The 12,381-nt window shown below is 64.5% G+C and carries 11 protein-coding genes and 1 tRNA gene; 4 read left to right on the top strand and 8 right to left on the bottom strand.

Features of this window, described 5'->3' with window-relative positions; translation table 11 throughout:
• Positions 1–49 precede the first annotated feature (49 nt).
• Together L6Q67_RS15230 and L6Q67_RS15225 are read left to right on the top strand one after the other, a co-directional pair.
• Positions 50–931: a branched-chain amino acid ABC transporter permease gene (locus L6Q67_RS15230; protein ID WP_296571022.1), complete on the top strand. Its 882-nt coding sequence runs from the start codon at positions 50–52 to the stop codon at positions 929–931.
• 56 nt (positions 932–987) lie between these two features.
• On the top strand, positions 988–1,899 hold the full coding sequence (locus tag L6Q67_RS15225; protein ID WP_296571109.1) for a branched-chain amino acid ABC transporter permease: 912 nt from the start codon (positions 988–990) through the stop codon (positions 1,897–1,899).
• 96 nt (positions 1,900–1,995) lie between these two features.
• Here L6Q67_RS15225 and L6Q67_RS15220 read toward each other — a convergent pair whose 3' ends face one another.
• From L6Q67_RS15220 to L6Q67_RS15185, 8 genes are all read right to left on the bottom strand, one after another.
• Positions 1,996–3,618, bottom strand: coding sequence for a methyl-accepting chemotaxis protein (locus L6Q67_RS15220; protein WP_296571020.1), 1,623 nt, complete (start codon positions 3,616–3,618; stop codon positions 1,996–1,998).
• Between the two features lie 108 nt (positions 3,619–3,726).
• Positions 3,727–4,326, bottom strand: a complete 600-nt coding sequence (pth, locus tag L6Q67_RS15215) for an aminoacyl-tRNA hydrolase (RefSeq protein WP_296571017.1) — start codon at positions 4,324–4,326, stop codon at positions 3,727–3,729.
• A 31-nt stretch (positions 4,327–4,357) separates the two neighbouring features.
• Positions 4,358–4,951, bottom strand: a complete 594-nt coding sequence (locus L6Q67_RS15210) for a 50S ribosomal protein L25/general stress protein Ctc (protein ID WP_296571014.1) — start codon at positions 4,949–4,951, stop codon at positions 4,358–4,360.
• Between the two features lie 90 nt (positions 4,952–5,041).
• Positions 5,042–5,992 carry a ribose-phosphate pyrophosphokinase gene (locus tag L6Q67_RS15205; protein WP_296408708.1) on the bottom strand — a complete coding sequence of 317 codons (951 nt, stop codon included), beginning with the start codon at positions 5,990–5,992 and terminating at the stop codon, positions 5,042–5,044.
• A 73-nt stretch (positions 5,993–6,065) separates the two neighbouring features.
• Positions 6,066–6,142, bottom strand: a tRNA-Gln gene (locus L6Q67_RS15200).
• A 19-nt stretch (positions 6,143–6,161) separates the two neighbouring features.
• Positions 6,162–7,025, bottom strand: a complete 864-nt coding sequence (gene ispE / locus L6Q67_RS15195) for a 4-(cytidine 5'-diphospho)-2-C-methyl-D-erythritol kinase (protein ID WP_296571012.1) — start codon at positions 7,023–7,025, stop codon at positions 6,162–6,164.
• Between the two features lies 1 nt (position 7,026).
• A complete protein-coding gene (lolB, locus tag L6Q67_RS15190; RefSeq protein ID WP_296571106.1) occupies positions 7,027–7,563 on the bottom strand; it encodes a lipoprotein insertase outer membrane protein LolB in 537 nt (178 codons plus the stop codon).
• Between the two features lie 20 nt (positions 7,564–7,583).
• The gene (locus L6Q67_RS15185) at positions 7,584–9,311 is read right to left on the bottom strand and encodes a tetratricopeptide repeat protein (RefSeq protein WP_296571008.1); all 1,728 of its coding nucleotides are present in this window, start codon (positions 9,309–9,311) and stop codon (positions 7,584–7,586) included.
• A 159-nt stretch (positions 9,312–9,470) separates the two neighbouring features.
• Here L6Q67_RS15185 and mutM point away from each other — a divergent pair, with 159 nt between their 5' ends.
• Positions 9,471–10,280 carry a bifunctional DNA-formamidopyrimidine glycosylase/DNA-(apurinic or apyrimidinic site) lyase gene (gene mutM / locus L6Q67_RS15180; RefSeq protein ID WP_296571005.1) on the top strand — a complete coding sequence of 270 codons (810 nt, stop codon included), beginning with the start codon at positions 9,471–9,473 and terminating at the stop codon, positions 10,278–10,280.
• Between the two features lie 103 nt (positions 10,281–10,383).
• Complete coding sequence (locus tag L6Q67_RS15175) at positions 10,384–12,336, top strand: dynamin family protein (protein WP_296571104.1); 1,953 nt, start codon at positions 10,384–10,386, stop codon at positions 12,334–12,336.
• Positions 12,337–12,381: the final 45 nt, after the last annotated feature.

The following is a 12,381-nucleotide window of genomic DNA, read 5'->3' as shown; positions in this document are numbered from 1 at the left end:
ACCACGACCCCCGGGGCGGCCCCGCGCCGCTCCGGCCCTGGAGTGACCCATGGAAATCTTCGGCGTCCCAACCGCCCTGCTGGGCAGCCAGCTGCTGATCGGCCTGATCAACGGCTCGTTCTACGCGATCCTGAGCCTCGGCCTGGCGATCATCTTCGGCCTGCTCAACATCATCAACTTCGCCCACGGGGCCCAGTACATGATGGGCGCCTTCATTGCCTGGCTGGCCCTGACCAAGTTCAACGTCAACTACTGGGTGGCCCTGATCGCCGCTCCGTTGCTGGTGGGCCTGTTCGGGGTGATCCTCGAGCGCACCATGCTGCGCAAGCTCTACAAGCTCGACCACCTCTACGGCCTGCTGCTGACCTTCGGCCTCGCCCTGATCATCGAGGGTGTCTTCCGCGACCAGTTCGGCATCTCCGGCGAGTCCTACGAAGTGCCCGAAGCCCTCTCCGGCGGCATCCACCTGGGCTTCATGTTCCTGCCGATCTACCGCGCCTGGGTCATCGTCGCGTCCCTCACGGTGTGCTTCGGCACCTGGTACATGATCGAGAAGACCCGCCTCGGGGCCTACCTGCGCGCCGGCACCGAGAACTCCCAGATGGTCCAGGCCCTGGGCATCAACGTGCCCCTGCTGATCACCTTCACCTACGGCTATGGTGTCGCCCTGGCGGCCTTTGCCGGCGTACTGGCAGCACCCGTGTTCCAGGTCAATCCGCTGATGGGCTCCAACCTGATCATCGTCGTCTTTGCCGTGGTGGTGATCGGCGGCATGGGCTCCATCCTGGGCTCCATCGTCACCGGCATCGGGCTGGGCCTGATCGAGGGGCTGACCAAGGTCTTCTACCCCGAGGCCTCCGCCGTCGTCGTCTTCGTCATCATGGTCATCGTTCTGCTGGTGCGGCCCGCCGGGCTGTTCGGCAAGGCCTGAAAGGACACCCCGTGAGCACCGCCAAACAACCCTCCGCCCTGATCAAGACCGAGGTCTTGTACACCGGACTGTTCATCGTCGGCCTGATCGCGCCCTTCGCGGTCTATCCGACCTTTCTGATGAAGCTGTTCTGCTTCGCGCTGTTTGCCTGCGCCTTCAACCTGCTGCTCGGCTTTGCCGGCCTGCTGTCCTTCGGGCATGCGGCCTTTCTGGGCACGGCCGGCTATGTCTGCGGGCTGATGGTGCGGGACCTGGGCGTCACGCCCGAGATCGGCATCCTTGCCGGCACGGTGGCGGCAGGGGCGCTGGGCTGGATCTTCGGCCTGCTGGCCATCCGACGCACCGGCATCTACTTCGCCATGATCACTCTGGCCCTGGCCCAGATGGTCTACTTCATCGTGCTGCAGGTGAAGGCCACCGGCGGGGAGGACGGGCTGCAGGGCGTGCCCCGCGGTCACCTGTTCGGCCTGATCGACATGTCCGACAACATCGCCATGTACTACCTGGTGTATGCGGTGTTCAGCATCGGCTTCTTCATCATCTACCGCACCATCCACTCGCCCTTCGGCCAGATCCTCAAGGCCATCCGCGAGAACGAACCCCGGGCCATCTCCCTGGGCTACGACGTCAGCAAGTTCAAGCTGATCGCCTTCGTCATCTCGGCCTCCCTCGCCGGGCTGGCCGGCGCCACCAAGACCCTGGTGTTCCAGCTCACCTCCTTGTCGGACGTACATTGGCACATGTCGGGGGAAGTGGTGTTGATGACCCTGCTCGGTGGCCTGGGCACCATCCTCGGCCCGGCTGTCGGTTCCGCCACCATCGTGACCCTGCAGAACGAGCTGGCAGACAAGGTGGGCTCCTGGGTCACGGTCATCATGGGCCTGATCTTCGTGGTCTGCGTACTGGCCTTCCGGCGTGGCATCGTCGGCGAGATCCAGGCCCTCATCCAGCGCGCAGGCATCCGCTAGAAAAATCCCCAGGACCGCTACGCCGCCCTGGAAGAACGCTGAACAATGAAAAACGGACGGTTGAAACCGTCCGTTTTCTCTTGCCCGGGTGCCGCGTCAGACTCGGAAACGGGAAACTGTCTGCTGCAGCTGACTGGCCAGGTTCTCCATGTCCTGGGCTGCCCGGGCGGTGGAATCAACCGCCTCGGTATTGTCCCGGGCCATCTCGGCAATGGTTTCGATACTTCCCGCCACCGCAGCGCTGGCATTGCGTTGCTGCTCGGTGGCTTCAGCGATCTCGTCGAGACCACGTCCGACCTCGACCACGGATTCGTTGGCCGAGGCAATCGCGCTGGATACCGACGCGACGGCCTCGCGGCTCGACGTCAGGTGATCAAGCCCCCGGTGGATCGCCTGGCGGACCGCCACCGACTGCTTGGACAGGCGGGAGGTCACGGTGTCGATCTCGCCAGCGGAACGGGCAGACTTTTCAGCCAGCTTCCGGACTTCGTCAGCCACCACCGCAAAGCCCCGCCCCTGCTCCCCGGCGCGGGCAGCTTCAATCGCGGCGTTGAGGGCCAGCAGGTTGGTCTGCTCGGCAATGTCCCTGACCTCCTGGGTCATGGACGTGATGGACGAAGTGGACTGAACGAACTCCTCCACGGACTCTGCCATCTGGCGCACGGCATCCTCCGCGTGGCACACCTCGGCGACGAGGGATTCAAGGGTGCGCCCCCCCTCCTCGGCCCGACGCAGGCTCTCCTGGGAGCGCTGGTGGACACGCTCGGCACTGGTCGCGACATTGGCGATATTGGTCGCCATATGCTCGACGGACGCCGCTGCGCTCATGGACTGATCGTTCTGCCGTCGCGATCCGTCGGCCACCCGTCCGGCACTGGAAGCCAGTTGATGGGCCGATCCGGTCACTCTCGAGGCGGACTCGGACACGTGACGCACCAGCTGCCCGATGGTGCCCAGCATCTCGTTGAAGGTCGCAGCCGTCTGACCGATCTCATCCTGGCCGGCGACCTTCAGACGACGGGTCAGATCCCCTTCTCCCTTCGCGATCTCCGAAAGGCTGCGGTTCATCTCGGTCAGGGGACTGACGACGAACTTGCGGATGAAGAACACCACGAACACGATCAGGGGAAGCGACAGGGCCAGGGCACTGAAAATGCTCTTCCACATGAAGGTATCGACGGCAGCATTCACCTTGTCGAGGGAGACCTTCATGCTGACCAGCCCCAGCGGCGTCCCCACTGGAACCTGATGGCAGCCGACACAATTCTTGCCCAGGTAATTCTCGGAGGCCAGAGCCGGTTTGACGACCCTCAGGTACTCCCCGTTTCTGGCATCACTCTCCACCCGGACCAGTTCCTTGCCGCTGGCGATCACGGCCTGCTCGTCTGCATCCAGCGCTGCCGAGGGGCGATTCCCGGGGCCAAACTGCTTGCTGACGGCCTCGGCACGGATCACCACCAGATCCTTGATGACGGACAGCTGCTTGATCTGGTCGAGAAAGACCTCCCGCTGCCCCACCGTCCCGGTAATCATCATGCCGGTCAGGCCAGCCATGGTCATTTCGTGGACGGAATGGGCAAAATCCTCGGCCTGGGCGATGGCGGTCTGGCGATTCACGCGGGTTTCCCACGCGATCATGCTGCCCCAGGCAATCACCAGCATCAGCCAGATGGCACCCGTCAGACGCAACCAGATGGGTGTGTCGGCAAGCTTGCGCATGTATGTCTTCCTCAAAACAGCCGGAAATCATCGTGACCCGGTCTGAAATACCTGAATCAGGTCTACGGCAGGGACACGGTGCGCCTTAAGGCAGCTGCAAGGAGAAAATCAGGAGCCGGGCTTGGCCGGCGCAGGACGCGCGTTGAGGCGTTGGGTGGCCCCGTTCCAGTCGGCCCGGGCCAGCAGGGGCCAGGCCAGAAGGGCACGGTCGAGGGATGCGTCGATGAGTTCGGACTCCTCACGCCGGGGCGGCTTGAGGACGAAGTTGACCACTTCATTGCGGTCGCCGGGGTGACCAATGCCCACCCGCAGACGCCAGAAGTCCTGGGTGCCCAGATGGGCAGTGATGTCTTTCAGGCCGTTATGCCCCCCCAGGCCGCCACCAAACTTGAGGCGCAATTGACCAGGAGGAATATCGAGTTCGTCATGGACGACGAGGATCTCGGCCGGCTCGATGCGATAGAAGCGCGCCAGCGCGGCCACCGACTGGCCGGAGCGGTTCATGAAGGTCTGGGGCATCAGCAGCCATACGCCATCATTGCGGGCGTTGGCCGCCAGACCGTGAAAGCGGGCTTCCTTGCTGAAGGAAGTGCCCAGCTCACGGGCAAGGCGCTCACAAAACCAAAACCCGGCGTTATGCCGGGTTTCAGCGTATTCACTGCCGGGATTGCCGAGGCCGACGACAAGCTTCGGTGCTGGCTGGCTCATCGTTCAGGTGGCCCCGCAATCCTCAGGTGAATCAGGCAGCCGGGGTGTCCTCGGCAGCATCGCCACCGCGAACAGCCAGGACGGTAGCCACGACCGGGTCTTCACCGTGGGTCAGGGCCTTCACGCCCTTCGGCAGGGTCAGGGCGGAAACGTGGATGGAGGAGCCGGTCTTCAGGTCCTTCAGGTCCACTTCGATGAACTCGGGCAGGTCGCCCGGCAGGCACTCGAGGTCGAGTTCGGTCAGCGGGTGGGAAACCATGCCGCCTTCGAGCTTGACGCCCGGAGCGATGTCGGCGTTGATGAAGTGCAGGGGCACCTTCACGTGGATCTTGTGGGTGGCGTCAACGCGCTGGAAATCCAGGTGCAGGACTTGCTGCTTGTACGGGTGCCACTGGGTGTCCTTGAGGATCACGGACTGGTTGGCGCCATCCAGCACCATGGTCAGCACGGAGGCGTGGAAGGCCTCGTTGCGCAGGGCGTGGAAGATCTCGTTGTGGTCGACTTCGATCTGGGCGGGGGCGCCGGAACCGTAGACGATGCCGGGAACACTGCCAGCGCGACGCAGGCGGCGGCTCGCACTCGTGCCCTGCAGAACGCGCGTCGTGGCGTTGAATTGAATGGTCATGTTCACTACTCCAGTTGATGGGCCCGTCCGCGACCAGGCGGGCTGAAAAAAGCCGGCGGGTTTGCACCCACCGGCTTGAAAACAGGTCTATTACTCGTTGAAGAGAGAGCTGACGGACTCTTCGTTGCTGATCCGCAGGATGGTGTCGGCGAGGAGCTCGGCGATCGACACGAAGCGGATCCGCTTGCAGGCCTTGGCTTCATCGGACAGCGGAATCGTGTCCGTCACCACCAGTTCGTCCAGATCGGACTCATTGATGCGGCTGATCGCCGGGCCGGACAGCACGGCATGGGTACAGTAGGCCATCACGCGCTTGGCGCCGTTTTCCTTGAGCGCCTGGGCGGCCTTGCACAGGGTGCCGGCGGTGTCGACGATGTCGTCCATGATCACGCAGGTACGGCCTTCGACCTCACCGATGATGTTCATCACTTCGGACACATTGGCCTTGGGACGACGCTTGTCGATGATGGCCAGATCGCACTCGAGGCGCTTGGCGAAGGCACGGGCCCGGACCACGCCGCCGACGTCCGGCGACACGACCATCAGGTCTTCGTACTTCTGCTTTTCCAGGTCATCGAGCAGCACGGGGGCCGCGTAGATGTTGTCCACCGGAATATCGAAGAAGCCCTGGATCTGGTCGGCGTGGAGATCGACGGTGAGGACACGCTGCACGCCGGCGGCCTGGAGCATGTTGGCCACCACCTTGGCGGTGATGGGCACACGGGCCGAACGGGGACGACGATCCTGACGAGCGTAGCCGAAATAGGGAATCGCTGCAGTGATGCGGCCAGCGGAGGCCCGCTTCAGCGCATCCACCATGATCAGCAATTCCATGATGTTGTCGTTGGTGGGAACGCAGGTCGGCTGCAGGACGAAGACATCCTTGCCACGCACGTTCTCGAGAAGTTCGACATTGACTTCGCCGTCCGAGAAACGACCAACGGTGGCCGAACCCAGAGACTTCCCAAGACGACGCACCACATCTGCGGCCAGTTTGGGATTGGCGTTGCCGGTGAAAACCATCAGGCTGCCCGAAGCCATGATCACCTCTCGTTACAACGAATTAGAACAGCTTAAAACAAAACGGGCAGGTTTTTGGCCTGCCCGCTGAATTTGGCTGGGGAAGAAGGATTCGAACCTTCGAATGCCGGAATCAAAATCCGGTGCCTTGACCAACTTGGCGACTCCCCAAAAAATCGTTTTCACCACCTCACACAAGCCAGCCTTGCAGTGGATGCCTGTCGAGCCCTGCGGCTACCCAGACCTTCCAGCCCTGCGGGGCTGCTGCGGCAACCTGACTTGCTTCCTCCTCCGAATCGAAGGGGGCGAAGATACAGGCCCCTGAACCGCTCATTCTTGCTGCCCCATGCTGCGACAACCAGACCAGCGCTTCAGCCACTTCGGGAAACCGTTTGCAGACTGTTGCCTGCATGTCGTTCCGCGTTGTGTGTGTTGCGAAGGCGCGCATTATTATGGGTTCGGTGTTCCGCGTCAACTCTTCTGCAGAAAAAATTTCGGCAGTGGGCACGGCAACCTTCGGCGCCACCATCACATACCAGGCCGGAGCCACCCTCAAGGCCTGGAGCGCTTCTCCGACGCCTTCGGCAAAAGCGGTCTGACCAAACACGAAGAAAGGCACATCGGCCCCCAGGCGCAAACCGATCTCCTGGAGGCGTTTTCCGGGCAGATTGCAGCCCCACATGCGGTTGAGGGCAATCAGTACGGTGGCCGCATCCGAACTCCCGCCTCCCAGCCCACCGCCCATGGGAATGCGCTTGTATACGCCGATATCCACCCCCTGCGTTGCGCCCGTTGCCTCCTGCAGGGCCCGCGCTGCGCGCACCACCAGGTCGGCCTCGGGCGGAACCCCCGGCACATCGGTGGTGCGCAGGATGCGGCCATCGCTGCGCAGCGAGAGGTGGATCTCGTCCCCCCAATCGAGGAGGCGAAAGGCTGTTTGCAGCAGATGGTAACCATCCGGGCGGCGGCCGACGATGTGCAGAAAGAGGTTGATCTTGGCGGGCGCCGGCAGGCGCACGTCCGTGGCCACAGGGTCGAAGGGAATGGCGTGCATGTCAGGGGTTCCAGCTGTCGACGATCAGGCGCAGGCGGGTATCGCCCCGATGAACGTCGAGCTTGCGGGGGAGGTCGTCGGGCGCCTCTCCGGTGTATTCGGTGTAATCGATGGTCCAACCGCGATCAATGACCTGGCGCGGACGCCCGAGGGCGTCGAGCTGGCGCACCTCTGCGCCCTCGCGCACCCGCGCGGTGACCCAGCGGGGCAGTTCGGCGAAGGGGGCGCTGATGCCGAGCACACGCTCCGCAAGCTCGGCCGCCGTATCCGCTTCGACCCGACTACCGTCGGACAGGGTCATGCGTGCCCTGCCGGCCTGGCTTTCTATGCTCGCCAGCCCCTGGCCCAGGGGCCCCGTGAAAAACCAGACATCCTGCTCGATTGCGTGCTGCCAATCGACACCCACCACGGCGCTGCGCTCGCCGTCGCGCACCTGCAGACGTCCTTCGAGCTGAAACCGGGGCATTTCGGCCAGGCTCCGCAAGGCGGCACGGGGCGGAGCGTCCTGGGTCGTGGCACAAGCGGCCAGACCCAGCACGCAAATCAGGGCAAGCGCTCTCAAGGCTTGAACTTCTTGATGACGTCGGCCAGCACCGTGTTGTCGGGATTTGCCTTGGCGGCATCCTTCCAGGTACGGGCGGCCTCGTCACGCCGCCCCATCATCCACAACACTTCCCCCAGGTGTGCGGCGATCTCCGGATCGGCCCGCAACTCAAAGGCCCGCTGGAGCTGGGCAAGGGCGCCGTTCAGGTCTCCACGCCGATACAGGGCCCACCCCAGGCTATCCAGGATGAAAGCATCGTTCGGAGCGATCTCGAGGCCTTTGCGGATCAGGCCCTCGGCTTCATCGAGCCGCAGGTTGCGATCCACCAGGGAATAACCCAGCGCGTTGTAGGCGTGGGCATGATCGGGCTTGAGGGCAATCAGCTTGCGCAGCCGCCCTTCCATCACCTCGGGACGGCCAATGCGCTCGGCCATCAAGGCAGACTCGTAGAGAAGCTCGGCACTTTCCGGATCACCCCGCAAGGCCTCGTCCAGAACATTGAAGGCGTCTTCGTTACGCCCTGCATCGCGGGCAATCTGCGCCTCGGCCAGAACGAACTGTTGACGCTCGGCCGGCGCCGCGTCACGGGCCAGGGTTTGCAGATACTGCCGGGCCTCGGCGGTCTGCCCACGGTTCACCATGATCTGGGCCACCCGCGCCTGGGCCGCAACATAACGACTACCGGGGGTTACGGATTTGTACCAGCCGATCGCTTCGTCGTAACGCTTTGCCTCCTCCGCAATCTGTCCGAGATAACTGCGGATGCTGTCTTCTTCGGCAAAACCCAGATCGAGCAGGCGGCGGAAATGCGCCTCCGCTCCGGCGCCATCCCCCAGCTGCATGGCGAGCAGGCCCGCTGCATGAATGGCGTCCTTGTCGTCGGGCTGACGCGTGAGGATCTGCTCGAACTGCGCCCTGGCCGGCGCAAACTGCTTGCCCGCCACCAGGAACCGGGCCAGGGTGATGCGGGACTCGCGCGCATCCGGATGCTTTTCCAGGTAGGCCTGCAAGGTCCGCATGCCAGAGCCTGGGGAAGCCTCATGCTCGAACTGGGCCTTGAGGACCACCGCCTGCTCCCAGTCGGGGCGCAGGCGTAGGGCTCCATCCAGATCCTCCGACGCGGCGGCCCCGTCGCCCGCCACGAAAGCCGCATTGGCGCGGGCGAACCAGGCCTCCGGGTAATTGAGGTAAGGCTCGGTCAGCTCGGTAACGAGGCGCCGGATGAGAGGCTTGTCGGGAATGCGTGCCAGCCCCCGGTTGAGCCCCAGCAGCGCCGGACCGATGGCATCACCCTGACGCGTCAGCGCCTCGGCAAGATGGGCGCGCAAGTCGTCGATGCGGGCCGTGCTGGCCAGGGTTCCGGAGGTGAGCTGCTGTGCCTGGACCGAGCCGGGCTCGATCTCGAGCCACAGCCGCGCGGCCTCGCTGGACAGATCCGACTCGCGGGAGAACAGCGCCATCTCGGCGGCGCGCCGGGCAATCCGCCCATCCCGCGTACGACGTGCCAGATCCAGGTAGGAGCGAGCGGCCATCGCAGTCTGCCCACGGGCCGCAGCCACCTCGGCAAGCATCATCTGGTGCAGGATCTGCGGTGTCAGCTCCTGGGCGGGATAGGCCTCCTTCGCCGCGTCGTTTCCGGGCGCATCCTGCTGGGCATGGGCTGCCCCGGCGAACAGGCCGGCCGAGACGAGCAGGGTGACCAGCAATCCGGCCGCTTGAACAAGGCGAAAGGTAGGCTTCATGGATGTCTCTGAAAGGCGTTCGGGGTTCGGTCGGCCGCCGTCCCGAAAAGCGCGCAGCGGCGCGACATGGTCTTTGATCGCACAGCTACAATAGGGTTCGCCGGATGTTAGGCGGTTTCCCCAAGCCCAGCAAGCGAGCCCCTCCGCCCCGTTTTCCCCATGCCCGAACTGCCTGAAGTCGAAACCACCCGCCGGGGAATCGCGCCCGAACTGACCCACCTCGGCAGCACCGGCGCCATCGTCCGCAACGCCCGGCTGCGCCACCCGATACCTGAAAACCTGGATTCCCTCCTCCGCGGACAGACCCTGCTCGCTGTGGAACGCCGCGCCAAGTACCTGCTCCTGCGCTTTCCCGATGGCAGCCTGCTGGTGCACCTGGGCATGTCGGGGAGCCTGCGCATCGTGCCCACAGCGACACCACCGGCAAAGCACGACCACCTCGACATCCTTTTCGGCGAGCGTGCGCTGCGCCTGCGCGACCCCCGCCGCTTCGGACTGGTGCTGTGGCAGAGCGGTGACACGCCCCATCCGCTGCTCGAGAGGCTCGGCATCGAGCCCCTCGACGATGGCTTCGACGGCCCCTGGCTGCACACGGCCGCGCAGGGCCGCAAGACACCGGCCAAGCTCTTTCTGATGGATGGCCACCAGATCGTGGGCGTCGGCAACATCTACGCCTCCGAGAGCCTGTTCAGGGCCGGCATCGACCCCACCACGCCCATCGGCGAACTCGGCCCCCGGCGCTGCGCCCGCCTGGCCCGGTGCATTCGCGAAACCCTGCACGATGCATTGGCCGCCGGCGGCAGCACGCTGCGGGATTTTGTCGGCAGCAATGGCTCGCCGGGTTACTTCCAGCAGCAGTATTTCGTTTACGGCCGCGAGGGCGAGGCGTGCCGAAAATGCGCCACTCCGATCCGCAAACGCATCATGGGGCAGCGGGCCAGCTTCTACTGCCCGCGCTGCCAGCGCTGAAACGGTTTCGGTCGGCCCCGATCCCGTTTATGCTAACAATATTGACGATTACTGCCGGCGTAGCGGCGCCCAGCCAGGAATGAAGCCCGTGAAAGACGCACACATGCTCGCTGAACACTTCTCTGCCTACACCCAGTGGCGGGGAGATGTGGCCTCCGGAATCGGGGAGCTGCGCAAGTGGTTGCAGCTCAACGAGATCGGCGATGCCCAGTCCGATCTGCGCCTCCAGTACCTGCTCGACCGCCTGCGTGAGGACAAGCTGATCGTCGCCTTCGTGGCCGAGTTCTCCCGAGGCAAGTCCGAGCTCATCAACGCCGTCTTCTTTGCCGGCTACGGCAACCGCATCCTGCCCTCGAGCGCCGGGCGCACCACCATGTGCCCGACCGAGCTGCAATGGAAGGAAGGGGACAAGCCGGAAATCCGCCTGCTGCCCATCGAGAGCCGCAAGACCAACGCCAGCATCACCGAACTCAAGCGCTACCCCGAGGAATGGCAGACCCGCCCCCTCGACACCAGCTCGGCCGAGAGCCTGCAGCAGGCCCTCGCCCAGGTCGGCGAAACCCGCCTGGCCAGCCAGGCCGAAGCCGAAGAGCTGGGTTTCCCCATCGACGCAAGCGGCGACCACGGCATCCGCCCCGATGCCGAGGGCAAGCTGGAAATCCCGCGCTGGCGCCATGCCATCATCCAGTTCCCTCACCCGCTGCTCGAACAGGGCCTGGTGATTCTCGACACCCCGGGCCTCAACGCCATCGGCGCGGAGCCCGAGCTCACCCTCAACCTGCTGCCCAACGCCCACGCGGTACTGTTCATCCTGGCCGCCGACACCGGCGTCACCCAGAGCGACCTGGCCGTGTGGCGGGAGCACGTCAATGCGGGGCGCCGGCAGCGCGGGCGCATCATCGCCCTCAACAAGATCGACGGTCTGTGGGACGGCCTGCGCAGCGAGGAAGACATCGAGCGGGAGATTGCCGGCCAGGTGGCCAGCGTCGCCAGCACCCTCGAAGTCTCACCCGCCCAGGTCTATCCGGTATCGGCCCAGAAGGGGCTGGTCGCCAAGGTCAACGACGACCCCGAGCTGCTCGATCGCAGCCGCATCCTGAGCCTCGAACGGGCCCTGTCCACCGAGCTGCTCCCCACCAAGCGCGACATCGTCCGCGACAACACCCACGGCGACGTGACCGACATCGTCAGCCGCAGCCGCGAGCTCCTCAACGCCCGCCTTTCCGGCCTGCGTGAGCAGCTCCAGGAACTCACCGACCTGCGCGGCAAGAACCAGAACGTCATCGAATACATGATGCGCAAGGTGCGCTCCGAGAAAGACGAGTTCGAACAGGGCCTGCAGAAGTACTACGCCGTGCGCAGCGTGTTTTCCAGCCTGTCCAACAACCTCTTCGGCCACCTGGGCCTCGACGCCCTGCGCGACGAGACCCGTCGCACCCGCGAGGCCATGCTCGACGCCGCCTTCTCCCGCGGCCTGCGGGACGCCATGAAGGGCTTTTTCCAGCACCTGCGCGGCAACCTCAAGAAGTCCACCGACGAGATCGGCGAGATCTCGAAAATGCTCGACGCCATGTACAAGCGCTTCACCGTCGAGCACGGCCTCAAGCTGGCGGCCCCCACGGCCTTCTCGACCCTGCGCTACGAGAAGGAGATCGAGCGCCTCGAAGAAGCCTTCAACAACCAGTTCAATACCGTGCTGACCATCGTCACCACCGAGAAGCACACCCTCACCCAGAAGTTCTTCGAAACCGTGGCCGTCCAGGCCCGGCGCACCTTCGAGATCGCCAACCGGGATGCGGAGCAGTGGCTGCGGGCCGTGATGGCGCCGCTGGAGACCCAGGTGCGCGAATATCAGCTCCAGCTCAAGCGCCGCCTGGAGAGTGTGAAACGCATCCACCAGGCCACCGACACCCTTGAAGACCGGGTGCGGGAACTGCAGCAGGCAGAAGATCTGCTGGTCCACCAGGTGGCCCAGCTCAATGCCCTGGCCGAGCGCATCGAACTGGCCCTGGAAATGCCGGCGGGCAGCAATGCCCCGTCGGCACTGGCCGCCTGAGGCCACCGCCGGCCGGGCACGCACCAACCGATGTACGGCAACAGG

This window comes from Zoogloea sp., from assembly GCF_023150065.1.
Classification (GTDB): Bacteria; Pseudomonadota; Gammaproteobacteria; order Burkholderiales; family Rhodocyclaceae; genus Zoogloea.
This window is presented reverse-complemented; position numbering and strand designations above follow the sequence as displayed.

Coding starts and splice junctions, on each gene's coding strand:
- L6Q67_RS15230 (WP_296571022.1), top strand. CDS start 50: ATGGAAATCTTCGGCGTCCCAACCGCCCTGCTGGGCAGCCAGCTGCTG.
- L6Q67_RS15220 (WP_296571020.1), bottom strand. CDS start 3,618: ATGCGCAAGCTTGCCGACACACCCATCTGGTTGCGTCTGACGGGTGCC.
- pth (WP_296571017.1), bottom strand. CDS start 4,326: ATGAGCCAGCCAGCACCGAAGCTTGTCGTCGGCCTCGGCAATCCCGGC.
- L6Q67_RS15210 (WP_296571014.1), bottom strand. CDS start 4,951: ATGACCATTCAATTCAACGCCACGACGCGCGTTCTGCAGGGCACGAGT.
- L6Q67_RS15205 (WP_296408708.1), bottom strand. CDS start 5,992: ATGGCTTCGGGCAGCCTGATGGTTTTCACCGGCAACGCCAATCCCAAA.
- ispE (WP_296571012.1), bottom strand. CDS start 7,025: ATGCACGCCATTCCCTTCGACCCTGTGGCCACGGACGTGCGCCTGCCG.
- L6Q67_RS15185 (WP_296571008.1), bottom strand. CDS start 9,311: ATGAAGCCTACCTTTCGCCTTGTTCAAGCGGCCGGATTGCTGGTCACC.
- mutM (WP_296571005.1), top strand. CDS start 9,471: ATGCCCGAACTGCCTGAAGTCGAAACCACCCGCCGGGGAATCGCGCCC.
- L6Q67_RS15175 (WP_296571104.1), top strand. CDS start 10,384: ATGCTCGCTGAACACTTCTCTGCCTACACCCAGTGGCGGGGAGATGTG.